Genomic DNA, 25,198 nt, shown 5'->3' on the forward strand with positions numbered 1-25,198 from the left:
CCCTCGGGTGAGAGTCCCGCTGGTGGAGATCGACGAGCTGACGGCGGCCGAGGCACGGGTGTGGCGGGCGTTCGCGCGCGGGGAGACCGTGGACTTCCGGGAGTCACCCGACGAGGACCCCGCGGACGGGGGCGACTGGGGCGCCGAACGGACCCTGCGGGCCCGGGTGTTGCGCGCCCTGCTGCTCGACGGGCCCCGGGAGGAAGGGGAGGTGCCGTCGCTCAGTGTGGCGGGCGCCCGGATCACCGGCGGGCTCGACCTGCAGCACGCGACGACCGACCACGCGGTACGGCTGCGGCACTGCCACTTCGACGAGGCCCCGCGGTGCTACGCCGCCCGGCTGCGCGAACTCAACCTCAGCGAGTCCGTCCTGCCCGGGCTGGTCGCGCACGCCACGCACATCGACGGCGTCCTGCGCATGACCCGCACCCGGTTCACCGGCACCGTGCGGCTGGGCGGCGCCCGCATCGCCGGCAGTCTCTACATGGAGAGCGCCCAGGTGGCCGCCCCCGGCACCGAGGTGCCGGTGCTCCAGCTCAACCAGGCCTCCGTCGGGGCCGACCTGTCGGCGCCGGGCCTGCGCACCCAGGGGCAGATACGGCTCAACGGCGCGACCGTCGCCGGGTCGCTCAACCTCAGCGACGCACGGCTCGGCAATCCCGGGGGCGCCGCGCTCGACGCGCAGACGTTCACCGTCGGGGGCGACATGCTGCTCCGGCACGCCGAGGTGCACGGCTGGATAGGCCTGCGCGGGGCCCGGATCACCGGCCGGCTCGACCTGTCGTACGCCCTCCTGTCGCATCCCGGCGGTTCGGCGCTGCAGGCCAGCAGTACGTCCGTCGGGGAGCTGTGGCTGCGCAAGGCGCCGCCCATGGAGGGCACGCTCAACCTGCGCCGCGCCCAGCTGGACGTGCTGTTCCTGGAGCCGGACTCGCTGCCGGAGGAGGTGCTGATCGGCGACCTGACGTACACCTCGCTCGTCCCGCACGAGCCGGCCGAGCGGCGGCTGCCCATGCTGGAGCGCCAGCGCGACGGCTATGTCCCGCACTCCTACGAGCAGTTGACGGCCGCCTACCGCCGGGTCGGCGACGACCACGCGGCCCGGCTGGTGCAGCTCGCCAAGCAGCGCCGGCACCGGAACACGCTCCCGTGGTACGGCCGGCTGTGGGGGCTGGTGCAGGACGTCACGGTGGGCTACGGCTTCCGGCCGATGCGGGCCGCCGGGTGGCTGCTGTCGCTGCTGGCGATCGGGTCCGTCGCGTTCGCGCTGCACCATCCGCGGCCGCTGAAGGCGGGCGAGGCGCCGCCGTTCCACCCGGTGTTCTACACGCTCGACCTGCTCCTGCCGGTGATCTCCTTCGGGCAGGAGGACGCGTTCGCACCGAGCGGCGGCTACCAGGCCCTCGCCTACGTGCTCGTCCTCACCGGCTGGATCCTGGCCACGACGGTGATCGCGGGCGTCACCCGCACGGTCAGCCGACAGTGAGCACGGCGGGCGCGCCGGCGCCCTGCTTCTACAATCACCGGCACGCGAACGAGCGCGCCGCCCCGGCGCCTCACGGGCCCGAAGGACAGCGATGACCAGCGTCGAAGAACCGGTGCGACCCGGCGGGCGGGTGCGCGACGCCGCCCGCACCAAGGCCGAGATCCTCGACGTGGCCACCCAGGAGTTCGCCCGGGCCGGCTACGACGGCGCCCGGGTCGACGAGATCGCCGCCCGCACCCGCACCACGAAGCGGATGATCTACTACTACTTCGGCGGCAAGGAGCAGCTGTTCACGGCCGTGCTGGAGCGGGCCTACGGCGTGATCCGGGCCGCCGAGCAGGAGCTGGACGTCGACCACCTGGACCCGGTGGCCGCGATCCGGCGGCTGGCGGAGCTGACCTTCGACCACCACGAGCGGCACCCGGACTTCATCCGGCTGGTCGGCATCGAGAACATCCACGGCGCCGAGCACATCGCGGCCTCCGGGAAGCTCGGCCGGATCGGCTCCCCGGCGCTGGACGTGATCCGCCGGATCCTCGCCGCGGGGCAGGAGTCGGGGGTGTTCACGGCCGACGTGGACGCGGTCGACCTGCACGCGGTGATCAGCTCGTTCTGCTTCTTCCGGGTCGCCAACCGCCACACCTTCGGCGCCCTGTTCGGCCGGGACCTGCTCGACCCGGCCCGGCGCGAGCACTACCGGACCATGCTCGGGGACATGGTGATCGCCTGCCTGACGGCCGAGCGGACCGCCGGCTGACGGGTCCACGCGCGGGCTGTCCACGGTGTTCAGGGGCGTACGGCGGCGTCCAGCAGCGGGCCGAGTTCCCGTACCGCCGTGGTGAGCGGCCGTACGTCCCGTTCCGCGCGTGCCATCAGGATGGCGCCCTCCAGGGTGCTGATCATGAGGGTGGCCAGGGAGCCGGCGCGGTCCGCGGGGACGCCCATGCCCGTCAGCGCCTCGGCGACCGGTGCCCGCCAGGTCGTGAACGCGGCGGCCGCCGCCTCCCGGGTGGAGTCGCCGGTGGCGCAGTCGACCGTGGCGGCGGCGACCGGGCACCCGGCCGTGAAGCCGTCCGCCGCGTACTCGTCGGTCCACTGGGCGGCCATCGCCGCGAACAGGCCGCTCGGCGTGGGGCGTTCGAGGCCCGCCAGGAAGCGGGCGACACGTCTGCCGGCGTACCGGCCGGCCCACTCCACCGCCTCGTTGACCAGCTGCTCCTTGCCGCCCGGGAAGTAGTGCTGGAGGGAGCCGCGCGGTGCGTCCGCGTGCGCGGCGACCTCACGCATGCCCGTCGCGGTGACCCCGTTGCGCCGGATGAGCTGGGCCGCGCTGAACACCATCCGCTCCCGCGGTCCGCGCCGTGCCTCGGTCATCTGCCGACCTCCGTTCCTCCGCCGTCACTCTATGACCACCGTCATAGCAGCGGCTACTATGACCGGTGTCATAGTCACCCGTGGCGCGGAGGGCGGCCTGCCATGCACGTCGGATTCATCGGTCTCGGAGTGATGGGCCGGCCCATGGCCCTGCGCCTGGCGTCCGCCGGCACCCCTCTGGTGGTCTGGAACCGGACCCCGGAGCGCGCCGAGCCGCTGCGCGCGGTGGGCGCCGAGGTGGCCGCGGACCCCGGTGAGGTGTTCGCGCGGGCGGAGGTGGTGCTGCTCATGCTCGCCGACGAGGCGGCGGTGGACGCGGTGCTCGGCCGGGGCACGCCCGGACTGGCCGCGCGGGTCGCGGGCCGGACCGTGGTGCACATGGGCACGACCTCCCCGGAGTACTCCCACGCCCTGGAGGCCGACGTCCGCGCCGCCGGCGGCCGGTACGCCGAGGCGCCCGTCTCCGGGTCGCGGGTCCCGGCGGAGCAGGGGCAGCTGGTGGCCATGCTCGCCGGGGAGGAGGCGGCCGCCGCCGCCGTACGGCCGCTGCTCGCGCCGATGTGCCGTGAGGTGTTCGGGTGCGGTGCGGTGCCCGGCGCGCTGCTGATGAAGCTGGCGGTGAACATCTTCCTGATCACCCAGGTGACCGGCCTGACCGAGGCCTTCCACTTCGCCGAGCGGCAGGGCCTGGACCGCCGGCTCTTCCTGGACGTCCTGGACGCGGGCCCGATGGCCAGCGCGGTGTCCCGGATGAAGGCGCCGAAGCTGCGGGAGCGCGACTTCGCGGTGCAGGCGGCGGCGCTGGACGTGCTGAAGAACAACCGGCTGATCGCCGAGGCGGCCCGCAAGGCCCGCCTCGCCTCGCCGCTGCTCGACGTGTGCCACACCCTGTTCGAGGAGACGGTGGCGCGCGGCCACGGCGGCGAGGACATGGTGGCCGTCCTGCGGGCGATCGAGGCGCGGACCGCCGAGGCGCCGTGAGCGGGCCGCCGCCGCGGCCCGTCCCTGCACCCGCCGCCGTGCGGGTCTCCGCCCTACCGGGTCAGTCCTTCCGCGGGATGCCGTACGCCCGTTCGACGTGCAGCCGTACCACCAGGCGGCGGTCGCGGACCATCGCGGCCCGGTAGTCGTCCCAGTCCGGGTGTTCGCCCAGCACGTCCCGGTAGAGCCGGATCAGCTCCTCCACGGTGTCGTCGTGCGGGTCGGCGGCGACCGGGGTGAGCTCCGCGGTGCCCTCGGCGACGGTGTACGCCCAGCGGTCCTCGCTGGTGACGTGGTACGAGGCGCGCGGGTCCCGGAGCAGGTTGCGGGTCTTGGCGCGGTCGTCCGTCACCGAGATCCGGATGACCCGCTCCCCGGGGTGGTAGGCGTGGCTGACGTTGGACAGCTGGGGGCGGCCGTCCCGGCGGAGGGTGACGAGCACGCCGGCGTGGCCTTCGGAGAGCAGGCCGAGCAGCGCGTCCTGTGTGGAGTCCTGAGTCATATCCGGGTCAACTCACGGAGGGGTGCGCGCATTCCAGAGCCGAGGCGTTCAGTAGACACTGTCTACGCACCCCTGGTAGACAGTGTCCATGACTGATCCCGACGCGGGCCTGCGGGTCCGCCTGATCGACGTGGGCGTGGAGCTGCTGGCCACGGAAGGCGCACAGGCGCTGACCCTGCGGGAGATCGCCCGGCGCGCGGGCGTCTCGCACGGGGCGCCGCGCCGCCACTTCCCCACCCACCTCGAACTGCTCTCCGCCATCGCCCGGCGGGGCTTCGCCGAGCTGGCCGGGCGGGCGCACGCGGCGCTGGAGCGGGAGACGGGCGGTCCCCGCGCCCAGGTGGCCGCGCTGGCGCGGACGTACGTGGAGTTCGCGCTGGAGCAGCCCGGCATGTACGAGCTGATGTTCCGTCATGACCTGCTGGAGAGCGGGCGCCTGGGGCTGAGGGACACGAGCCTTCCGCTGTTCCGCCTGCTCGGCGAGCTGATCGGCGCTGCGGATCCCGGTGCCGACGCCCGGCGGGCGGCGGCCGCCCTGTGGGCGAACCTGCACGGAACGGCCCAGCTGTGGCGCCGGCGCAGCCTGCAGCTCGCCCTGGACGAGGAGGACATCGGTCCGCTGCTGGACGCCGTCCTGACCGCGCACCTGGGCGAACCGGGTGGCGGCCGGTGAACCGGCCCTGGACGCTGGCGAGCAGCGTGGCGGGCGCGGTGGCCGTCGCGCTGGACGGCACGGTCCTCACGGTCGCGCAGCCCAGCCTGCAACGGGAGGTGCACGCGTCGTTCGCCGAGGTGCAGTGGACCAGTACCGCCTATCTCGTCGCGGTGGCGAGCCTGCTGGTGTTCGCGGGGCGGCTCGGTGACCGGTACGGCCAGCGACGGGTGTTCGGGCTCGGCATGCTGGGCTTCGGCGCCGCCTCGGTCGGGATCGGCCTGGCTCCCGCGGTGGGCTGGGTGATCGGACTGCGGGCGGTGCAGGGGGTGTTCGGGGCCCTGTTGCAGCCGGCCACGCTGGGCATGCTGCGGGCCGCGTACCCGCCGGACCGGCTCGCCTCTCCCCTGGCCGTGCGGACCGCCGCGATCGGGCTGGCGGCGGCCGCGGGTCCCCTGGTGGGCGGGGCCCTGGTGACCGGGTTCGGCTGGCGGGCGGTGTTCTTCCTCAACGTGCCGCCCGCTCTCGCCTTCGGCCTGCCGGCCCTGCTGCGGCCCGGGACCCGCACGGCGCCCGCCCGGCCCGCCCCACTGGACCCGCCGGGTGCCGTCCTGCTCGCGGTGGCACTGGCCGGCCTGGTGTACGCGGTCACGGCCCGGCCCGTCTCCGCCGCGGGCCTCGCCGTGTCCGTGGTGGCGGCGGCGCTGCTCGTCCGGCACGAGCGGCGCACGGCGAGCCCGCTGCTGCCGCCCGAGGTGATCGGCTCGCGTGCGGTCGGGGCCGCGCTCGGCATCCTGGTCGCCGTCTCCGCTTCCCTGTTCGGCACGCTGTTCGTCGCCACGTACGTCCTCCAGCGCCGCCTCGGCCTCGACCCGTTCCACAGCGCCCTGCGCAGCCTGCCGCTCGCGGTGCTCATGGTGGCGTCGGCGGCGCTGTGCCCCGCACTGCTGCGCCGGTGCGGTGCGCGGGTGACGACGGCGGGGGCGACGGCGGCACTCGCGCTCGGTGTGCTCGTCCTGTCCGGGACCACCTCGGCGCCCGGCCTGGGCTGCGGGTTCGCGCTGCTGGGCGCCGGTTTCGGCACGGTGATGGTGGCGGCCACCCAGGTGATCGTACGGCGGGCGGAGGTGACGGTGGCCGGGGTCGCGGGCGGCCTGCAGCAGACCGCGCTGAACATCGGCCCGGCCGTCGGCGTGGCCGGGGCGACCGCGCTGCTGACCGCGGGCACCGGACCCGCCCTGCTCACCCTGGCGGCCGTGGCGGCCCTCGCCGTGCCCGCGAGCCGCGCGCTGCCGGGACCGGCGGACACCACGCCGTCCACCCACACCCCCGGCGAACGCGTCCGCGCGGCCGAACCCGCCGGGCTGTAGGACGCGCTGCGCGGACCGGCCGCGCACCACTCCCCCGGCACACGACGGCCGGCGGTCCCGTCTGCACCGGGCCGGCGTCGTGTCGATCACACCCACCCCGGATGAACCCGCCCGGGCAGGTGGTCCTGCGCGACGATGAGATCCGGGAGCGGACCGGCGCCGATCCGGGGCGCGCCGGGGACGACGGGACCGGAGGAGAGCGATGGCACAGTTGCGACAGGACGTGGAACCGGCGGAGGCCGGGCTGGACGCCGAGGCGCTGGACCGGCTGGACCGGCGCTTCGCCGAGCACGTCGACGCGGGCCGGCTTCCGGGCTACCTGGTGTCCGTGGCCCGCGGCGGCCGGGTCGCGCACCTGACCACGTACGGGCTGCGTGACGTGGCGGCCGGGCTGCCGGTCGAGGCGGACACGCTGTGGCGGATCTACTCGATGACCAAGCCGGTCACCGCGGTGGCGGTGCTGCTGCTGGCGGAGGAGGGCCGGCTGTCCCTGGACGACCCGCTCGACCGCCATCTGCCCGCCTTCGCCGGCCCCCGCGTGTACGACGGCGGTGAGGGCGCCGGCGTACGCACCCGCCCGGCCGCCGGCCCGATCCTGATCCGGCACCTGCTCACCCACACCGCGGGCCTGACCTTCGGCTTCTACCACTGCCACCCCGTGGACGCGCTCTACCGCGAGGCGGGCCTGGAGTACTCGGTGCCGCCGGGCAAGGACCTCGCGGAGACCGTCGACTCCTACGCGCGCCTGCCGCTGCAGTTCGACCCGGGCACCCAGTGGAACTACTCGGTCGCCTCCAACGTGCTGGGCCGGGTGATCGAGGTGGTCTCCGGGCAGCCCCTGGACGCGTTCTTCGCCGAGCGGATCCTCGGCCCGCTCGGCATGACCGACACCGGCTTCCACGTCACGCCCGGACAGGCGCCCCGGCTGGCCGAGTTGTACGGCGAGACGGAGGAGGGCGGGATCGAGCCGGTGCCGGGTCTGCCGGTGCACGGCCGGCCGCGGTTCCTCTCCGGCAGCGGCGGCCTGGTCTCCTCCGCCCACGACGTCCACCGGTTCATGGAGCTGCTGCGCCGGGGCGGCGAGCTGGACGGCGTACGCCTGCTGGCGCCGCAGACCCACGCGCTGATGACCCGGAACCAGCTGCCGGGCGGGGCCACCATCCGCTCCTTCGGCGCCCCGGCCCACCGGGAACCGGCCATGGACGGCCTCGGCTTCGGCTTCAACGTCTCCGTCGTCATCGATCCCGCGCGCACCCTGGCCCCCTCCCACCCCGGCACCTACGGCTGGACCGGGGTGGCCACCACCGCGTTCTGGGTCGACCCGGTCCACGACCTGACCGTGCAGTTCATGACCCAGGTACGCCCGAAGAACCTGAAGGTCTTCCCCGAGCTGCGGCGCCTGGTACACGCGGCGGTGCCGGACCGGCCCGCCCGGCCGGCTACTGCCGGAGGGTCAGCGTGAACTCCATTCCCTCGTCGGCGAGTTCGGCCAGCCAGCGGTCGGCGCGCTGGGCGCTCTCCGCCGCCCGGTGCAGCCCGGCCGGCAGACTGCCGTCCAGGATGTGGCGGACGCCCAGGGCGAGCGGGCGGGAGACGCAGCGGGCCATCGCGGACTCCCCGGACTCTCCGGTCAGGTCCAGCAGGTAGGCGCCGGCCCAGGGGCGGCCTTGGCCGGTGTCGACCTCCAGGGCGACGGAGAGCACCACCCGGTCGCGGTCGCCCTCCGTGGTCGGGTGGGCCGCCGCCAGTTCCCGGGCCAGCGCGGCGATCCGCTCGTCGTCGCCGGCCGTCAGCTCCTCGAAGACCGGCTGCCAGGCCTTCAGCCAGCCGTCCAGCCGCAGGGTGCCCCGTACGAAGGTGCGCGGGGTCCAGGCGTCGGGCAGTCCGTACTGGCCGATGAAGGGGATGCTGTCGCGGTTGGGGTACGCCTCGAAGGTCTCGCCGTCCAGGACCAGCGGCCGGGTCGCCTCCCAGGGCCGCCGGGCGGTGGTCTCGGTGCCGTCCTCCAGGTAGCGCGCGGGCGAGCGCAGGGCGTTCAGCACGCCGAGCGGGGCCCAGCTGAAGCGGTAGCGGAAGTCGTTCGGCTCGGCCGGGACGCCGCCGCAGTAGGAGGTGAGCCGGTAGGCGGCCGGGGTGTGCTCGCCGATGCGCGCCCGGGCCCGGCCGACGAGGCTGTGCGCGAAGAGGTGGTCGATGCCCGGGTCCAGGCCGGCCTCGGCGAGCACGACCACGCCCGCCTCGCGCGCCGCCGGCACCCACGCCTGCACCTCCGGGGACACATAGCTGGAGCAGGCGAAGTGCGCCCCGGCCCGCACGCACGCGGCGAGCAGCCCGGCGTGCTCCGGCGCCGGCAGCATCGACACGACGACGTCCCCGGGCTCCAGCGCGGCGGCGAGGGCGCCCGGCGCGAGGGCGCGGGGCTCGGCGTGCCCCGTCAGACCCAGGCCGGCCAGCGCCTCGGCCGCGCGCTCCCCGGTGCGGTGCCACAGCAGCACCCGGCCGGCCGTACGGCACAGGGCGGCGAGACCGCTGCCGGTGGACAGTCCGGCACCGACCCAGTGGACGGTTCCGCTCGCCGGGACACGATCGGTCATGACGGCAACTCCCCTAGCGTGATGCCGAGTTCACGGCAGGCCTGGTGGAACCGGTCGAGACAGCGGCCCCAGGCGCCGCCCGGGCCGAAGGCGAGCAGCTGCGGCAGCAGGGCCGCGGAGAAGTCGGTGCTGGACTCCCGGGGCAGCAGCGACGGCAGGTTGTCGATGGCGATCAGGTCCAGCGGGGGCTCCTCGCGCAGTCGGCGGACGGGCTCGGTCCAGTCCGTCGTACGGTCGTAGACCGGCAGGACGTTGAACGGGGATCCGACGTCACAGGTGACGTCGCACAGGGTGCGCAGCCGGCGGGCCGGGGAGTCGAGGTCCTCCTCGCGCAGGAACGGCGGGACCAGGCTGGTGGCGAGGACCGCGTTGACCATCACGTCGTGCCCGAGCAGGGCCTCCCGGTCCAGGTCGCGGGTCTCCGCGAGGTCCCAGCCGGTCGGCTCGGCGCCCGCGGTGCGGAACGCGGCCAAGGCGCCCCGCCCGCTGCGGCCGAGGGCGCCGACGACCAGCGCGGTGAACTCCGTGTCCCCGGACCCGGGCCGCAGTACGGCGTCCAGGTCGTCCTTCGCCGTGGGCGTGAGCGGGACCCCCAGCCGGCCCCGGTGCTGGAGCACGGCGAGGGCGGCGCCCAGATAGCCCGCCCAGAAGCCGAAGGCGGCCAGCCGGCGGCCGGCCTCGTCCACCAGGTACTCCAGGTCCAGCAGCGCCCCGCCGCCGGCCGCGAACCGGCGCAGCAGCTCGGCTGCGCCCGGCTGCCGCTTGTAGGCGTGCCCGAAGAAGATGTGCCGGTGCGGCAACTCGGACGGTTCGTCCGGGAGTTCCTTCAGGCCGAGGATCACGGCGTCCCGGGGTGCCGTCACCCAGGAGCCGGCCGGGGCACGGCGGCAGCCGGCCGCCTCGTACTCCTCCAGCGGGAAGATCCGCTGCGGGGACTCCTCGACGGTCAGTGTCACCCCGCTCTCGACCAGCCGGCGGGCGTCGGCGGGCACGACCGGCGTGCGCCGTTCGGTGGTACGGGGCTCGTGGCGCAGCCACAGGTGCAGCTCGGTCATACGAGGTTGGCCTCCGGGCGCGGGGCGTCGGCCGCGAACCGGCCGGCGCTCAGCGGGCTGATGTCCAGGAAGGGTACGCGGCCGAGGTACAGGTCGCGGATCACCTCGCCGACGGCGGGCCCCTGGAGGAAGCCGTGCCCGGAGAAGCCGGTCGCGTACAGGAAACGGGAGACGGAAGCGGCCTCGCCGATGAGCGCGTTGTGGTCGGGGGTGTTCTCGTACAGGCCGGCCCAGCCGCCGGTGCGGCGCAGCTCCAGCAGGGCCGGGGCGCGCCGCCCCATCGCCTCGGCGAGCCGCGGGATCCAGCGGTCGTGGGTGTCGGTGGCGAAGCCCGGCCGCTCGTCCGGGTCGGACATGCCGAGCAGCAGGCCGGGGCCCTCGCGGTGGAAGTAGAGGCTGGTGGTGAAGTCGATGGTCATGGGCAGCGCGGGTGGCAGGCCCGGCACCGGTGCGGTGACGGCGATCTGCCGGCGCAGCGGCCGTACCGGCAGGTCCACGCCCGCCATCGCGCCGACCGCTTGGGACCAGGCGCCGGCCGCGCAGATCACCGTGCCCGTCCCGATCCGGCCGAGGGTCGTCCTGACCGCGGTGATGGTGTCGCCGTGCCGTTCGATGCCGGTGACCTCGGTGTGGCGCAGGATGCGGACGCCGTGGGCGCGGGCGGCACGCGCGTAGCCGTGGACGACGGCCTCGGGGGTGCAGTGGCCGTCGTCCGGGGAGTACGCGGCGGCCAGCAGGCCGTCGGTGCGGATCAGCGGGGAGAGCCGGCGGGCCTCCTGAGGGGTGACGAGGCGGCTGGGCACGCCGAGGGAGTTCTGCAGCCGGACGCCCGCCTCGAAGGAGGCCACCTGCTCCGGTGTGGAAAGCAGGAACAGGTAGCCGGTCCGGTGCAGCCCGATGTCCTGCCCGACCTCCTCCTCGAACCGGGCGAACGCCTCCAGGCTGCGGGCGCCGAGCCGGATGTTCAGCTCGTCGGAGAACTGCGCCCGCACGCCGCCGGCCGCCTTGGAGGTCGAGCCGGCGGCGAGTTCGTCGCGTTCGACGAGGACGACGTCCCGCACTCCGGCGCGCGCCAGGTGCCAGGCGATGCTCGTGCCCATCACCCCGCCGCCGACGATGACCACCTCGGCCCGAAGGTTCACCCGCCGCCTCCCTCACCGCGCCGCGCGCCTGTCGCCGGATCCTTTCCGGAACCGCGCCCGTCGAACCGGCGACCGGTGTTCAGGAGCCGTGGGCGACGGCGTCCAGGTGCGGCAGGTGGTGGTCCATCCGCTCCCGCTTGGTCCGCAGGTACGTGATGTTGCTCTCGCACGGCTCGATCAGCAGCGGCACCTGCTCGGCGACCTGGACGCCGTGCCGGACCAGCGCCTCCCGCTTGCGCGGGTTGTTGGACATCAGACGCACCGAGCGCACCCCGAGGTCGCGCAGGATCTCGGCGGCCACGCCGTAGTCGCGGGCGTCGACCGGCAGGCCCAGGGCGAGGTTCGCCTCCACGGTGTCCAGGCCTTCCGCCTGCAGCGCCATCGCGCGCAGCTTGGCGAGCAGCCCGATGCCGCGGCCCTCGTGCCCTCTCAAGTAGACGACGATGCCGCTGCCTTCGGCGACCACGGCGCGCATCGCGGCCTCCAGCTGGTCACCGCACTCGCAGTGCCGGGAGCCGAACGCGTCCCCGGTCAGGCACTCCGAGTGCAGCCGGACCAACACGTTCTCGGAGCCGATCTCGCCGTACACCAGGGCCACTTGCTCGTCACCGCGGTCGTGGTCCAGGTAACCGACCGCCTGGAATTTGCCGTACACGGTGGGCAGCGGTGCATTCACTACGCGTTCCGCACCCGAACGCCGCGGGGACTTCTTGCCGAGAACGCCGAGGTTCGAGCCGGTGTTTTCTGTCATGATCTGATTCCTAAGCAGAGACGAAAGGCCGTGAAAAGATGAGTGGTTCGGACACGCGGGCGGCGTACGGGGTGGTGAGCGGCGTACTGCCGACGGACACCACCGAGGACGTACGGACCCGGGGGGCGGGCGTGTCAGCACAGGTCGCCGTCCTTCCCGTCGGGAGCTTCGAGCAGCACGGTCCGTACCTTCCGCTGGTCACCGACACACTGGTGGCCTGCGCCGTGGCGCGGGAGCTGGCCGCCGCGTACCCGGTGCACCTCCTTCCTCCGCTGACGGTCTCCTGCTCGCACGAGCACGCGGCCTGGCCGGGGACCGTCAGCATCTCCGCCGTGACCCTGCACGCGGTGGTCTCGGACATCGCGGCGTCGCTGCGCCGCTCGGGCGTGGACGCCCTGGTGGTGGTCAACGGGCACGGCGGCAACTACGTGCTGGGCAACGTCGTCCAGGAGGCCTCCGCGCGCGGTGAGCGGATGGCGCTGTTCCCGGCCGCCGAGGACTGGGAGACGGCGCGGGAACGGGCCGGGGTGGTCACCTCGCTGCTCACCGACATGCACGCGGGAGAAATCGAGACCTCGATTCTTCTGCACGCTCACCCCGAATTCGTCCGCCCTGGTCACCAGTCCGCCGATTTCACCGCCGACGACCGTCGTCATCTGCTCACGCTGGGAATGTCCGCCTATACCGAATCGGGTGTCATCGGCCGCCCTTCCCTGGGTTCGGCGGAAAAGGGAAAGGAACTGCTGGCGAGCCTGACGGAATCCTTCGCGCCGTATCTCGCCCTGCTCACCCGGGCCGCCGAGCCGGAGTAGTCCGGTACGACCGCCTGCCGGCCGGGACCCGTGGGGGCGGCCCCGGCCGACGGGCGGTCACCGGGCGTCGGGCGGTCGTCGGGGGGAAGGGCGGGGCGCCCGGTGGTGGTGCCGCCGGTGCGCGGGGCCGGGTGCCGGCGGCGGAGCAGCACGGCGGCGCCCGGCAGGCTCGCCACGAAGCTCAGGACGCCGTAGACGACGGCGACCGCGACACCACGGTCCGCGCCGAGTCCCGCCGCGCCGAACGCCCAGGCGGTGACGCCCTCGCGGGGCCCGAAGCCCCCGACGTTCAGCGGCAGGCCCATGGCCAGCAGGGCGAGCACCGCGAGCGGCAGCAGCACCTCGACCGGGGCGGCCGAGCCGGCGACCCGGGCCGCCACGACGAACGTGGCCAGGTGACCGGCCAGCACGATCGCGGAGGACAGCGCGACACCCGGCCCGCTCCCGGAGGACGCGAGACCCGCACGGGCCTCGCCGAGCGTCCGGCGCAGGGCACCGACGCGACCGCGGTCGCGCGGGCGGTTCATCCGGACGGCGAGGACGACGGCGAGCGCCCCGACGACCGCCAGGGCGACCAGCGGGGCGAAGCCGCGGACCTCGGCGCGCACCGGAGACGGCAGGGTCAGCAGCAGCAACCCGCCGGCCACGGCCAGCGCGATCTGTCCCGCGACCCGCTCCAGGACCACCGCCTTCACCCCGCGCCGCACGTCACCGGCGCTCTGCCCGTGCCGGACCGCCCGGTGCACATCGCCCAGGATCCCGCCGGGCAGGGCCGCGTTCAGGAAGAGCGCACGGTAGTAGTCGGCGACGGCGGGACCCAGTGGCAGCCTCAGCCCCAGGCCCCGCGCCACCAGCTGCCAGCGCCACGCGCTGCACACGGTGGTGACCGCGCCGATCCCCACCGCGGCCAGCACCGCGGCGGTGTCGATCCGCCGCAGCCCGTCCAGCAGCGGCCCGGTGCCGAGCCGCCACAGCAGGGCTCCGAGGATGACGACACCGACGGCGGTGCCGACGTGGGTGCGCAGGGCGCGGGAGTCCGGGCGGCGGGGCGCGGAGGGTGTGGCGCCTGGGGGCCGGGCCGCGCCGGGCCCCGGCGCGGGTGCCGGGCAGGCGGCCGTCACGGTGTCGGTGCGCGGGGCCGCCCTCGTGCTCATGCCGCTCCGTCCGTCGGCCGGGGCAGGGCCAGCAGGTCGCTGTGGTGGACGGTGACCCGCAGCGTGCCGGCCGCGCAGGCGGCGAGCCGGTCGCGCAGGTACCGCTCGGCCCGGTCCCGCAGTTCCGGGCGCTGCTCGACGGCCGCGCCCACCCAGCCGCGCAGCCACTGCTCGGTCAGTGCGGCCTCCGCCGGACCGAGCCGCCACGGACTCGGGCGCACGTGGACCGTCGCCCCCCGCTCGGCGAACGCCTCGCAGGCCACGGTGACCGCGTCCGGGCCGAGCAGCCCGGAGCGCCGCTGGTGGGCGTTGAACGCCTCGGCGATCTCGGCGTCCAGCGGGTCGCCGGGGGCGAGTTCGACGCGCCCCGCGACGGAGAGGGTGAGCAGGGCCGGGCAGCCGGCGCCCGTGCAGGCGTCCGCCAGGGCCTCGATCTCCTCCCGGGTGAGGACGTCGAGCAGCGCCGAGGCGGTCACCAGCGCGGCCCCGGACAGCGCGTCCGGGGTGAGCCGGGCGACGTCACCGCGCCGGGTCTCGACCGTGACGCGGCTGCCGTCGGCGGCGGAGCGCGGGGAGGCCACGGCGGCGAAGTGCAGCAGGTAGGGGTCGCGGTCGTGCAGCACCCAGTGCTGGGCGCCGTCCAGGCGGGGCGCCAGCCAGCGGCCCATCGAGCCGGTGCCGCAGCCCAGGTCGTGCACGGCGAGTCCGCCCGCCCGTCCCGGCAGGTTGGCCAGCCGGATCCGCAGGGGGTCGAGCAGTTCCGGCGCGCGGGCCGCCGCGTCGGCGCCTTCCCGCAGCTGGAGCCACTCGGGCGCGTACCGCGGCCCGTCCTCAGGGTCACCGTCCCGCAGCCGTACGGTGGCCCGCTCGCCGGGGCGGGCCACGGGCCCGGCGCCGGCGATGACGGAGTCGGCGGCGCCGTCGCTCGCCCCGCCGGGAGGCTCCGCACCCTCTGTGTCCACAGCCGGCTCCTCCGTTCGGCGCGACTCGCCCGCGCCGGGCCCCGGCTGAGCCGGGATCAGCCCCTGCGAGCCGGACCGTACCGGCACCGCCTCTTCTTCCCGCACGCCGCTCATGCCGCCCTCCTCGGTGGTTCCGGGAGCCGTCCGAGGACTCCCGCGAGACTGCGGGCGGTGGTCGCCCAGCCGTCGAGCGCGGCGCGCCGGCCGCGGGCCGCCGCCTTGAGGCGGCGGCGTACGTCGGGTTCGCCGAACCAGCCGCGCAGTTCGGCGGCGAGCGCGGCGGGGTCCTCCGGCGGGACGAGGATGCCGGGCACCCCGCCGTCCGGTGCGCGGCCGACCGCCTCCGGCAGACCGCCGACGTCGGTGGCGAGGACCGGGATGCCGCGGGCGAGGGCCTCGGTGACCGCCATGCCGTAGGTCTCGGCGTAGGAGGTGAGGACCATCAGGTCGGCCGCGGCGTAGGAGGCGTCGAGCGCGGCTCCGGAACGCGGGCCGGTCAGGTGCAGGCGGTCGGCGAGACCGTACCGGGCGATGAGCTCCCGCAGGTGGGCGACGTACGCGGGGTCGTGGGCGAGGCCGCCGACGCACTCGCAGGTCCACGGCAGGTCCCGGACGGTCGCGAGCGCCTCCACCAGCCGGTGCTGGCCCTTGCGCGGGGTCACGGCGGCCACGCACAGCAGCCGCGAGACGCCGTCGGTGCCGGGGGCGAGGGGCGCGATGTCGGCGCCGGGCGCGGCGACGTGCACCCGGTCGGGGGCGAGGCCGTGGTGGGATACGAGCCGGCGGACCGCCCAGTCGCTGGTGGCGACGACCGCTCCCGCCGCCCGCAGCACCGCCCGCTCGCGGCCGTCCAGGTCGGCGGCGACGGCCGGGTCCAGGCCGGTCTCGTCGCCGAGGGGGAGGTGGACGAGGACGGCGAGGCGCAGGCGCTGTGCCTCGGGGACGACGGTCTCCGGCACCCCGCAGGCGACGAGCCCGTCGAGGAGGACCACCGTGTCGTCCGGGAGGTCCCGCAGTGTGCGGGCGAGCGCCTCGCGGGCGGCGGCGTCCGGGCGCGGCCAGCTGCCGGGTACGGCGTGCCGGGTGACCTGCCAGCCGAAGCCGGGCAGGTCCAGGCAGACCCGGCGGTCGTAGGCGTTGCCGCCGCTGGGCGCGGCCGGGTCGTCCACGCCGCCCGGCATCACGAAGTGCACGGTGCGCAGGGACATGGGGATGATTCCGGCGGTGTCGGCGGCGGTGGGCTGCGCGGGCACGTAGGTGAGGCGGGCCCGCTCCACGGTCAGGTCGGTCACAGGTCACGCTCGTAACTCGCCCAGGCGATGTGCGACTCGTGGAGCGTGACGGTGATCCCGGCGAGGCCCTTGGCGCCCTCGCCCAGGCCGCCCTTGGCGATCCGCTCGGCGAGCCGGTCGGCGATGACCTTGGCCAGGAACTCGGTGGAGGTGTTGACGCCCTGGAAGTCGGGGTCGTCGTCGAGGTTGCGGTAGTTCAGCTCCGCGGTGATGGTGCGCAGTTCCTGCGTGGCCAGGCCGATGTCGACCACGATGTTGTCCTCGTCCAGCTGCTCGCGGCGGAAGGTGGCGTCCACGAGGAACGTGGCGCCGTGCAGGCGCTGCGCGGGCCCGAAGACCTCGCCGCGGAAGCTGTGGGCGATCATGATGTGATCGCGGACGGTGATGCTGAACAACGGACGACCCTCCAGGTGCGGCGCGTCTGGTCCCCCCGCCCTTGCCCGCCGGGGGATGCCGTGTAGTACGGCTCTTCGCTTCCCCGTGTTCAGCGGTTCCTCACTCTTTTCTCAGGTCAGGCGGTTCCCGTGTACCGGACCCGGTGGCACAGGGCGGGGATCTCGCCGGAGGCCAGCTTGGGCAGCACGTCGGGGAGTTCCTCGAAGGCGCTCTCCCCGGTGATGAGCGCGTCCAGCGCCGGGTCGGCGAGCAGGTCGAGGGCGAGCGCCATCCGGTCGGCGTAGGTGCGGCCGGGCCGGGCGGCCGGGGAGACGGTGCCAACCTGGCTGCTGCGCACGGTGAGCCGGCGGGAGTGGAAGGCCTCGCCGAGCGGGAGGGTCACGCTCCGGTCGCCGTACCAGCTCAGCTCCACGACGGTGCCCTCCGGGGCGAGGAGCTGCAGGGCCCGGGCGAGGCCGGCCTCGGTGGCGCTGGCGTGCACGACGAGGTCGCAGTCGCCGAGGGCGTCGGCGGGGGCGGCGAAGTCGACGCCGAGCGCCTCGGCGGTCCGGGCGCGGTCCGGGTCGGCGTCGACCAGTTGGAGGCGGACGCCGGGGAAGCGGGCGAGCAGCGCGGCGACCGCGCAGCCGATCATGCCGCCGCCGACCACCGCGATCCGGTCGCCGGCCAGCGGTGCCGCGTCCCACAGGGCGTTGACGGCGGTCTCGACGGTCCCGGCGAGCACGGCCCGTTCGGCGGGCACCCGCTCGGGCACCGCGGTGACGGCGCTCACCGGCACGACGTAACGGCTCTGGTGCGGGTACAGGCAGAAGACGGTACGGCCGGTCAGCGCGGCCGGGCCCCGTTCGACCACGCCGACGCTGAGGTAGCCGTATTTCACCGGGCCGGGGAAGTCGCCCTCCTGGAACGGTGCCCGCATCGCGGCGTGTTGGCTCTCCGGCACCCCGCCGCGGAAGACGAGTGTCTCCGTGCCCCGGCTCACCCCGGAGTACAGGGCGCGCACCAGGACCTCGTCCTCGGCGGGCTCCGCGAGGGTGACGTCGCGCAGCTCGCCGTGGCCGGGCGAGCGGAGCCAGAACGCGCGGGCCGAAGGGTTCATCGGCATCCTCCTGAACGATCGGGAAGTTGTTCACGTACCGAGTTGTGCACTGGCCGCGCACAGTACGCGGCGTTGATCGACTCTGTCACTCGGCCGGAGGATGTGCGGTGGCCCTGAACAACACGTATGACGCGAGGCTCCAGCAGGAGACCGCCGTGGGAGCGGGCGTGCAGCTGCTGCTGCTGGCCCTGCTCGGTTCGGCGATCGGCCTGGGGCCGGCCGGCTGGCTGACGGGGCTGGTCTTCGCGTTCGCCACCTGGGCGGTCCTCTCCCGGGCCGTGCACCGCTCCCGGCTGCGCTCCTTCGGACCCGCCAACCGGGTCACGCTGGGCCGGGCCACCCTGGTGGGCGGGGTGACCGCGCTGGTCGCGGACTCCTTCGAGAGCGCGCCGCCGGTGACGCTGCTGGTCGCCCTGACCGCGGTGGCGCTGCTGCTGGACGGCGTGGACGGCAAGGTGGCCCGGCGCACCGGCACCTCGTCCGCGCTCGGCGCGCGTTTCGACATGGAGGTCGACGCGTTCCTGATCCTGGTGCTCAGCGTGTACGTGTCGACGCGGCTCGGGCCGTGGGTGCTGCTGATCGGGAGCATGCGGTACGCGTTCGTCGCCGCGGCCCGTGTCGCGCCCTGGCTGACCGCCCCGCTGCCGCCGTCCTTCGCCCGCAAGACCGTCGCCGCGATCCAGGGCGTCTGCCTGCTCGTCGCGGGCGCGGAGCTGCTGCCCCGCCCGGTCGACCTCGCCGTCGTACTGCTGGCGCTGGGCTCCCTGGTGTGGTCCTTCGGCCGGGACGTCGCGTGGCTGTGGCGCAACGCGCGGACGCCGGTGGAGGCGCCGGCCGAGCAGCCGCAGCTGCTGGAGCTGGCGGCGCGCTGAGCGAGTGGGACCGGGGCGGAGCCGCGGGGAAAGGGCCTGGACCGGCTGCCGGTCCGGGCCCTTCCGCACGCCGTCCCCGGGCCGTGCCGGCACGACGGCGCGCGGCCCCGCTCGGCGGGCACCCGGACCTCACCCCTGTGCGGGTGCCTCGGCGGTACGACGGAGCGGCCGGCGTCGTACGGCGCCCTCGGACGTCACGGCCGGCGCGCAGCGGACGGCGAGGACGGCGGCGGGGGCGAGGACCGGCCGGGGGGCGCGTTCGGCGTAGGGCTGGTTCTCGGCGAACAGGTGGCCCCACTCGGGCGACGGCGGCTGGGCACCGAGGCCGAGGAAGCCGAGGGAGGCCAGGGCGAGCGCGGTGCCGGGCAACCGCAGCAGGGCGTGCCGGGCGACGAACGGGACGACGGCGGGCAGGAGTTCGTGGCGCAGCAGGTCGCGGCGGCCGGCGCCGAGGGCCCGGGTGGCGGTGAGGTGGAGGGGGGCGCGTTCCCGTCAGCAGCAGGGCGGAGGTGTGCGCGGCGAGCGGCGCCCAGGCCACGGCGGCGACGGCGAGCGCGGGGTGGCCGGGCCGCCGCCGGCGACGGCGGTGACCGGCAGCGCGGCGAGCACCGGCGGTACGGTGTCGGCCGGCGGCCCGGAGAGCCGGGGCAGCAGTCCGAGCAGCAGCCCGGTGAGGAGGGTGCCGGCGCTGATCGCGAGGGCGAGCAGCAGGGTGTCCAGGGCGCCGTGGGCGACTGGGGCGACTGGGGCGACTGGGGCGGGCATGTCGCGGCCGAGCGCGTCGGTGCCGAACGGGTGGGCCGGAGAAGGGGGTTCGAGGCGCGCGGTGGCGTCCAGGGTCAGCGGGCCGCGGGGCAGTCCGGCGCCGGGGACCGCGAGCAGGGCCGAGCCGAGCAGGAGGGGGGCGGTCCGCCGTGCGGCCGGCGCGAGCCGGCGCGGGGCGGGCAGGGCGCCGTCGCGCTGTGCAATGGGCCTCAGCCGTGATCAACGATCGCTCTCCGTTGACGACGTCAACAGATCAGCACTCTTCCCGTTGCTCCGCTCCCCGTGTACCGTGGCGACGGTCTGCCACGGCCCTCTGGAACGATGGGCGCAGCAGGAGAAAAGAGGAAGATGTCCGCCACCGCCCGCACCCAGGTGTTCACCGCCGTCCACACGGTCGGCGGACTGCTGCCGGCCGATCTGCTGCTCCGCGCGGCCGAGGGCCGGGACCTGCCCGGGACGAGCCCCGCCGACTACGGGCTGCCTTCCTCCCGTTCGGTGCGCGACGAGGCCGAGCGCAGCTGGGAGTACCTCAAGCCGTTGTGGCGGGAGCTGCGCGCGCGGCTCCCGGAGGACCCGGAGACCGGCCGGCCGGCCGCCGACCCCACCGGCCGCGCGGGCGCCGACTGGCTGGCACCGCTCTGGCGCGAGCTGGGCTTCGGCCGGCTCTCGCCGGTCGGCCCGGCCGGCGTCCCCGCCGACTCCGACCCGGGCAGGCGCTTCCCGGTCTCCCACCGCTGGCACCACGCCCTGGTCCACCAGACCGCCTGGCAGGCGGAGCTGGACCGGCGGCCGGGCGGCGCGGGCACGGTCCCCCCGCAGTCGATGCTCCAGGAGTGCCTGAACCGCTCCGAGGCCCACCTCTGGGGTCTGCTCACCAACGGCCGCCAGGTGCGGCTGCTGCGCGACTCCAGCGCCCTGGCCACCGCCTCCTACGTCGAGTTCGACCTGGCGGCGGTCTTCGACGGCGAGCTGTTCAGCGAGTTCCTGCTGCTGTACCGGCTCTTGCACGTGTCCCGGTTCGAGGTGCCGGAGGGCGCGGCCCCGGCGGCCTGCCGGCTGGAGCAGTGGCGTACGGAGGCCGTCGCCGGCGGCACGCGTGCGCTGGACCAGCTGCGCCGGAGCGTGCAGGAGGCGATCACCGTGCTGGGCACGGGCTTCCTGCGGCACCCGGAGAACGGCGCGCTGCGCGAACACGTCCGGCCCCGGGACCTGCAGGTGGCACTGCTGCGGCTGGTGTACCGGCTGCTGTTCGTCTTCATCGCCGAGGACCGGGACGCACTGCTCGCGCCCGACGCCGCTCCGCTCGCCCGGGAGCGGTACGAGCGCTACTTCTCGTCGGCCCGGCTGCGCGCCCACGCCCGCAGGCGGCGCGGTACGGCCCACGGCGACCGCTACGACGCGCTGCGCCTCGTCCTGACGGCGCTCGGCCGGGAGGAGGGCCTGACCGAGCTGGGCCTGCCGGGTCTGGGCGGCCTGTTCACCGAGACCGACGCGGACGCCCCCCTGCGCGGCCTGAAGCTGGCCAACGAGGCCCTGCTCACCGCCGTACGCCACCTGTGCGAGGTCCGCGACGGCAGCGCGGGGCGCCGGCGGGCCGTGGACTACCGGCAGCTGGGCGCGGAGGAACTCGGCTCGGTCTACGAGTCGTTGCTGGAGCTGGAGCCGGCCCACAGCGCGGTGGAGCGGAGCTTCGAGCTGATCGAGGCCGCCGGCAACACCCGCAAGACGACCGGAAGTTACTACACACCGGCGTCGCTGATCGAGAGCCTGCTGGACTCCGCGCTGGACCCGGTGGTCCAGGACGCGGTACGGCGCGGCGAGGAGGCGGCGGCCCGCGCGGGCGAGGCCGATCCGGCCGCGGCGATCACGCGCGAGCTGCTGTCGCTGAAGGTGTGCGACCCGGCGTGCGGCTCCGGTCACTTCCTGGTGGCGGCGGCCCGCCGGATCGCCAAGCAGGTCGCGGCGGTCCGGGAACGCAACCCCGAGCCGACGCCGGAGGCGGTCCGCCACGCCCTGCACGAGGTGGTCGCCCGGTGCGTGTACGGCGTGGACCTCAACCCCATGGCCGTGGAGCTGGCGAAGGTCTCGCTGTGGCTGGAGGCGCTGGAGCCGGGCAAGCCGCTCGGCTTCCTCGACGCCCACCTCAAGCACGGCAACGGGCTGATCGGCGCCACCCCGAAGCTGCTCGCCGACGGTGTTCCCACGGACGCGTTCAAGCCGATCGAGGGCGACGACAAGCGGACCGCCGGCGATCTGCAGAAGCGCAACCGCGCCCAGCGCGCCGGCCAGGACGAGCTGCTGTTCGGCGCGGCCCCGGCCGTCGGCAACAGCCGCTACGCGGCCGAGCTGGCCCGGATCACCGCCGCCCCCGCCGACTCCCTCGCCGACGTCCGCCACCAGGAGTCCGCGTACCGCTCCTGGGTCGAGTCCGCCGACTACCTCCAGGACCTGCACGCGGCCGACGCCTGGTGCGCCGCGTTCGTCTGGCCCAAGCGGCCGGACGCGCCCGCGGCCCCCACCGACCAGGTGTTCCGGGCGCTGCGCGGACGCGACCAGGCCGCCGTACCGGACGCCACGCACGCCGAGATCCTGCGGCTGCGCGACGAGTACGGCTTCTTCCACTGGCACCTGGAGTTCCCGGAGGTCTTCCCGGTGCCGGAGTCCGGCACCGGCGTCCGGCCGGAGACGGGCTGGGCGGGCGGCTTCGACGCGGTGCTGGGCAACCCGCCGTGGGAGCGGGTGAAGCTGCAGGAACAGGAGTTCTTCGCCGAGCGCAGCCCCGAGATCGCCCGGGCGAAGAACGCGGCCGCCCGCAAGCGGGCCATCGCCGCGCTGCGCGAGGACCCCGACGGGCGGCTGCTGTCCGAGGAGTTCGAGGCCGCCAAGCGCCGCGCGGAGGGCGAGAGCCACTTCCTGCGCGTCAGCGGCCGGTACCCGCTGACCGGCCGCGGCGACATCAACACGTACGCCGTCTTCGCGGAGACCGACCGCGCCCTGACCGGTCCGCGCGGGCGCACCGGGATCATCGTGCCGACCGGCATCGCCACCGACGCGACCACCCAGTTCTTCTTCAAGGACCTGGTCACGCACGGCCGCCTCGCCGCCCTGTACGACTTCGAGAACGAGGACAAGGTCTTCCCCGGCGTCCACAACCAGCTGCGCTTCTGCCTGCTGACGCTGCGCGGCACCGGGGACATGACGGAGCCGGCGCAGCTGGTGTTCAAGGTGCGCCAGGCCGCGCAGATCGCCGGGCGCCGCTACCGGCTGACGGCGGACGACATCCTGCGGATGAACCCCAACACCGGTACCTGCCCGGTGTTCGGCAGCCGCCGGGACGCCGAGATCACCCTGGGCATCTACCGCCGGGTGCCGGTGTTCGTGCACGAGTCGCGCGCGGACGGCAACCCGTGGGGGGTGTCCTTCCTGCGGATGTTCGACATGGCGAACGACTCCGGTGTCTTCCGTCCGGACGCGCAGCGCGGCGAGACCTTCGACGACCTCCTCGGGGAGGGGTGGAACCTGAAGGGCAACGTCCTGGTCCGCGGCGAGGAGCGGCTGCTCCCGCTGTACGAGGCCAAGATGCTGCACCACTACGACCACCGCTTCTCCACCTACGAGGGCGCCACCGACAAGCAGTTGAACAAGGGCACGCTGCCGCGGCTCACGGTGGAGCGCCACCAGGACGCGGCCGCCTGCCCGATGCCGCGCTACTGGGTGCCCGAACAGGACGTGCCGACCGGCGAGTCCGACCGTCACGGCCGGGAGGTCCGGGCCGCGGGCGTACGGTCACGGCTGGCCGCGCGGGGCTGGGAACGGGACTGGGTGCTGGGCTGGCGGGACATCACCAACAAGAGCAACGAACGCACCATGATCTGCGCGATCGCGCCCGCCCACGGCTTCGGCCACAAGTTCATGCTCGCCCTCGCCGACCAGGCCGCCCTGCTGGCGAGCGTGTGGTCCTCGTTCGTGCTGGACTACGCGGCCCGCCAGTCGATCGGCGGCACCTCCATGAGCTACTTCGTGGTCCGCCAGCTCCCCGTCCCCACGCCCGCGGCCCTGGCCCGGCACGCCTCCTTCCTCGTGCCGCGCCTGACCGAGCTCACCTACACGGCCGCCGATCTGAGCGGTTTCGCCCGGGAACTCGGCGACACCGGCGCCCCCTTCCGCTGGGACGCGGACCGCCGGGCGGTGCTCAAGGCGGAGCTGGACGCCTTCTTCTTCCACCTGTACGGCGTCTCCCGCGACGACACCGCGTACATCCTGGACACCTTCAACGTGACCCGCGACAACGACCTGAAGGAGTACGGCCGTTACCGCACCAAGGAACTGATTCTCGCCGAGTACGACCGGATGGCCGCCGCCGGGCTCACCCCCGGCACCCCGCTGGTGGACGGCGAGACCTACACCTCGGCCCTCACCCCGCCCCCGGGCCGGGGCCCCCGACACCCCGCCTGCTGAACGAGAACACGTTGACCGAGAGCACCACCCTGCGGCGCGACGGGCAGACGCCCGCGCGGACGCGTGCCGAACGCCGCGGCCTGATCGAGGCGATCCGTGCCCTGCGCCGGCTCCTGGACGGGCGCCGCGCCTTCGAGCTGGCCGACCGCCGCCGGGTGAACCGCGAGGCCCGGGACCGCGACCGCGCCGAGGCCGCCTGCGCGAAGACGCTGCAACGCGTCCACGAACGGCGGCTGCGCCGGGAACGGGCGCTGGACCGCCGGCTGAACGGCCTGGACGGCAAGAGGGAACACCAGGAGCGGCAGGCCCTCGCCGTGCTGCGCCGGGAGTCCGTCCAGGCCTCGCTGCGCGGCACTCGGCTCAGCGCGAGCGACGTCAACGGCATCGGCGCCGGCCTGGTCCGGGCCCTCGCCGCCCAGGGCATCCGCACGGCCGCCGACTTCACCCGGGTCAGCTGGGGCAAGGCGCCCAACGGCAAGGGCGGCGAGGTGCTCTACATCCACCGCGTCCAGGGCCGCAAGGTGCACATCAACGGCATCGGTGAGCACCGGGGCCGTCCGCTGATGGAGTGGCGCAGGGCCGCGGTGGCCCGCGCCGAGGCCCGGGCGCCGCGCGAGCTGCCGCCGGACCAGCGGCACCGGATCGCCGAGATCATCGAGGCCGAACGGGTCCGGCTCCAGGCGGAGCTGGCCGAGGTGCCGCGGGAGGCGGACGCCGCCCGCGAGGACGCCGTGCGCCTGCGCACGGAGACCCTCGCCCGGCTCGCCGACGCGGCGCGCGAGGCAGCTCGTCTCGCCGCCGAACGCCGCGCGGAGTTCGACGCGATGGCCGAACGCCTCCTCGCGCTCCAGGCGGAACTCACCGCCCACGTGGAACGCCACGGCACCGTGGGTCCGCGTCTGCGCCACGCCCAGTCCCGCGCCCTGCGCCCCCTGAAGCCCCTCCCGCCCCGGCCGACCGAGGTGTCCGAGGCATCCGAGGCGTCCGGAGCGTCCGGGGAGGCCCTGCCGGCGATCCCCGCCCCCCGGATACCAGGTGATGCCGCCTCCGCCACCCCGTCGGGGCACGGCGTCCCCGGAACCAACGTCCGCGCAGGTCTCGGCTGGCTGCTGCCGGTCCTGCTGTTCGCCTTCCTGACCGTGGCCGGTGTGGGTGAACTGGGCGGCACCACGCCCCCGTTGTGGCTGCGCGTCGGCTCCCGGCTGGTCGCCCTGACGGCCGCCGTGGAGCTGCTGCGCCTGTGGATCCCCCGCCGGCGCCCCTGGACCGCGGCCCCGATGCCGTCCGGCACCGGCGCCCAGACCGCCGGCGCGTTCCTGGCGCTGGTCGCCGCGGGCATGTTCGGTTCGGGGGACGGCGGTGTCCTCGTGCCGGCGTGCGCCGTGTCCGGCCTCGCCGTGCTGCTCCTGCTGGCCGGGACCGGCCGCCGCGCCAGGGGCTGACCCGCCCGGGTCCGTGTCACCGGCCCGGGGCAGTGTTCC

Annotated in this window: 20 protein-coding genes and 2 pseudogenes; 10 read left to right on the forward strand and 12 right to left on the reverse strand. The window is 75.0% G+C overall.

Translation table 11 applies throughout. The features are described from left to right. Positions 1 to 22 precede the first annotated feature (22 nt). Positions 23 to 1,486, forward strand: coding sequence for a membrane-associated oxidoreductase (locus ACZ4VF_RS03615; RefSeq protein WP_467922912.1), 1,464 nt, complete (start codon positions 23 to 25; stop codon positions 1,484 to 1,486). Positions 1,487 to 1,577: 91 nt separating this feature from the next. Beyond that, the gene (locus ACZ4VF_RS03620; protein WP_467922913.1) at positions 1,578 to 2,243 is read left to right on the forward strand and encodes a TetR/AcrR family transcriptional regulator; all 666 of its coding nucleotides are present in this window, start codon (positions 1,578 to 1,580) and stop codon (positions 2,241 to 2,243) included. Positions 2,244 to 2,272: 29 nt separating this feature from the next. Here the strand turns inward: ACZ4VF_RS03620 and ACZ4VF_RS03625 are convergent, their stop codons facing one another. Beyond that, complete coding sequence (locus ACZ4VF_RS03625; RefSeq protein WP_467922914.1) at positions 2,273 to 2,860, reverse strand: LmrA/YxaF family transcription factor; 588 nt, start codon at positions 2,858 to 2,860, stop codon at positions 2,273 to 2,275. Positions 2,861 to 2,962: 102 nt separating this feature from the next. Between ACZ4VF_RS03625 and ACZ4VF_RS03630 the strand changes: the two genes are divergently transcribed. Then, positions 2,963 to 3,841: an NAD(P)-dependent oxidoreductase gene (locus tag ACZ4VF_RS03630; protein WP_467922916.1), complete on the forward strand. Its 879-nt coding sequence runs from the start codon at positions 2,963 to 2,965 to the stop codon at positions 3,839 to 3,841. Positions 3,842 to 3,902: 61 nt separating this feature from the next. Here the strand turns inward: ACZ4VF_RS03630 and ACZ4VF_RS03635 are convergent, their stop codons facing one another. Next, on the reverse strand, positions 3,903 to 4,343 hold the full coding sequence (locus tag ACZ4VF_RS03635) for a PPOX class F420-dependent oxidoreductase (RefSeq protein WP_467922917.1): 441 nt from the start codon (positions 4,341 to 4,343) through the stop codon (positions 3,903 to 3,905). 88 nt (positions 4,344 to 4,431) lie between these two features. Here ACZ4VF_RS03635 and ACZ4VF_RS03640 point away from each other — a divergent pair, with 88 nt between their 5' ends. From ACZ4VF_RS03640 to ACZ4VF_RS03650, 3 genes are all read left to right on the forward strand, one after another. Further along, a complete protein-coding gene (locus tag ACZ4VF_RS03640; RefSeq protein ID WP_467922918.1) occupies positions 4,432 to 5,016 on the forward strand; it encodes a TetR/AcrR family transcriptional regulator in 585 nt (194 codons plus the stop codon). Then, a complete protein-coding gene (locus tag ACZ4VF_RS03645; RefSeq protein ID WP_467922919.1) occupies positions 5,013 to 6,365 on the forward strand; it encodes an MFS transporter in 1,353 nt (450 codons plus the stop codon). Before ACZ4VF_RS03640 ends, ACZ4VF_RS03645 begins: the two co-directional genes overlap by 4 nt. 202 nt (positions 6,366 to 6,567) lie before the next feature. Next, positions 6,568 to 7,827: a serine hydrolase domain-containing protein gene (locus tag ACZ4VF_RS03650; RefSeq protein ID WP_467922921.1), complete on the forward strand. Its 1,260-nt coding sequence runs from the start codon at positions 6,568 to 6,570 to the stop codon at positions 7,825 to 7,827. On the opposite strand, the gene ACZ4VF_RS03655 is transcribed toward ACZ4VF_RS03650, so the two are convergent. The 4 genes from ACZ4VF_RS03655 to ribA form a co-directional block, all read right to left on the reverse strand. After that, a complete protein-coding gene (locus tag ACZ4VF_RS03655; protein ID WP_467922922.1) occupies positions 7,805 to 8,959 on the reverse strand; it encodes a saccharopine dehydrogenase family protein in 1,155 nt (384 codons plus the stop codon). The genes ACZ4VF_RS03650 and ACZ4VF_RS03655 overlap by 23 nt on opposite strands. Continuing rightward, on the reverse strand, positions 8,956 to 10,014 hold the full coding sequence (locus tag ACZ4VF_RS03660; protein WP_467922924.1) for a saccharopine dehydrogenase: 1,059 nt from the start codon (positions 10,012 to 10,014) through the stop codon (positions 8,956 to 8,958). Before ACZ4VF_RS03660 ends, ACZ4VF_RS03655 begins: the two co-directional genes overlap by 4 nt. After that, positions 10,011 to 11,156 (reverse strand): NAD(P)/FAD-dependent oxidoreductase, encoded by a 1,146-nt coding sequence (locus ACZ4VF_RS03665; RefSeq protein ID WP_467922925.1) that lies wholly within the window; start codon positions 11,154 to 11,156, stop codon positions 10,011 to 10,013. The genes ACZ4VF_RS03660 and ACZ4VF_RS03665 overlap by 4 nt, the downstream gene beginning before the upstream one ends. A gap of 79 nt (positions 11,157 to 11,235) precedes the next feature. Beyond that, positions 11,236 to 11,907, reverse strand: coding sequence for a GTP cyclohydrolase II (gene ribA, locus ACZ4VF_RS03670; protein ID WP_467922926.1), 672 nt, complete (start codon positions 11,905 to 11,907; stop codon positions 11,236 to 11,238). Positions 11,908 to 11,945: 38 nt separating this feature from the next. On the opposite strand from ribA, the gene ACZ4VF_RS03675 reads away from it, so the two are divergent. Next, positions 11,946 to 12,719, forward strand: a complete 774-nt coding sequence (locus ACZ4VF_RS03675; protein WP_467922927.1) for a creatininase family protein — start codon at positions 11,946 to 11,948, stop codon at positions 12,717 to 12,719. Between the two features lie 218 nt (positions 12,720 to 12,937). On the opposite strand, the pseudogene ACZ4VF_RS03680 reads toward ACZ4VF_RS03675, so the two are convergent. From ACZ4VF_RS03680 to ACZ4VF_RS03700, 5 genes and pseudogenes are all read right to left on the reverse strand, one after another. Continuing rightward, a pseudogene (locus tag ACZ4VF_RS03680) lies at positions 12,938 to 13,873 on the reverse strand (lysylphosphatidylglycerol synthase transmembrane domain-containing protein); the annotation flags it as partial. Then, on the reverse strand, positions 13,870 to 14,949 hold the full coding sequence (locus ACZ4VF_RS03685) for a class I SAM-dependent methyltransferase (RefSeq protein WP_467922929.1): 1,080 nt from the start codon (positions 14,947 to 14,949) through the stop codon (positions 13,870 to 13,872). The gene ACZ4VF_RS03685 and the pseudogene ACZ4VF_RS03680, both read right to left, overlap by 4 nt. Next, entirely contained in the window at positions 14,946 to 16,127 is a 1,182-nt protein-coding gene (locus ACZ4VF_RS03690; protein WP_467922930.1) for a glycosyltransferase family 4 protein, read from the reverse strand. Before ACZ4VF_RS03690 ends, ACZ4VF_RS03685 begins: the two co-directional genes overlap by 4 nt. Next, complete coding sequence (locus ACZ4VF_RS03695) at positions 16,124 to 16,522, reverse strand: 6-pyruvoyl trahydropterin synthase family protein (protein ID WP_467922931.1); 399 nt, start codon at positions 16,520 to 16,522, stop codon at positions 16,124 to 16,126. The genes ACZ4VF_RS03690 and ACZ4VF_RS03695 overlap by 4 nt, the downstream gene beginning before the upstream one ends. A gap of 116 nt (positions 16,523 to 16,638) precedes the next feature. Beyond that, positions 16,639 to 17,622, reverse strand: a complete 984-nt coding sequence (locus ACZ4VF_RS03700) for a zinc-dependent alcohol dehydrogenase (RefSeq protein WP_467922933.1) — start codon at positions 17,620 to 17,622, stop codon at positions 16,639 to 16,641. A 107-nt stretch (positions 17,623 to 17,729) separates the two neighbouring features. On the opposite strand from ACZ4VF_RS03700, the gene ACZ4VF_RS03705 reads away from it, so the two are divergent. Beyond that, positions 17,730 to 18,494 (forward strand): CDP-alcohol phosphatidyltransferase family protein, encoded by a 765-nt coding sequence (locus ACZ4VF_RS03705; protein ID WP_467922935.1) that lies wholly within the window; start codon positions 17,730 to 17,732, stop codon positions 18,492 to 18,494. A 129-nt stretch (positions 18,495 to 18,623) separates the two neighbouring features. Here the strand turns inward: ACZ4VF_RS03705 and ACZ4VF_RS03710 are convergent. Then, a pseudogene (locus tag ACZ4VF_RS03710) lies at positions 18,624 to 19,460 on the reverse strand (ABC transporter permease subunit); the annotation flags it as partial. A 147-nt stretch (positions 19,461 to 19,607) separates the two neighbouring features. Between ACZ4VF_RS03710 and ACZ4VF_RS03715 the strand changes: the two are divergent. Beyond that, positions 19,608 to 23,717: an Eco57I restriction-modification methylase domain-containing protein gene (locus ACZ4VF_RS03715; protein ID WP_467922937.1), complete on the forward strand. Its 4,110-nt coding sequence runs from the start codon at positions 19,608 to 19,610 to the stop codon at positions 23,715 to 23,717. 11 nt (positions 23,718 to 23,728) lie between these two features. Then, complete coding sequence (locus ACZ4VF_RS03720) at positions 23,729 to 25,159, forward strand: hypothetical protein (RefSeq protein WP_467922939.1); 1,431 nt, start codon at positions 23,729 to 23,731, stop codon at positions 25,157 to 25,159. Positions 25,160 to 25,198 lie beyond the last annotated feature (39 nt).

The organism is Streptomyces sp. NPDC029151, assembly GCF_055564315.1.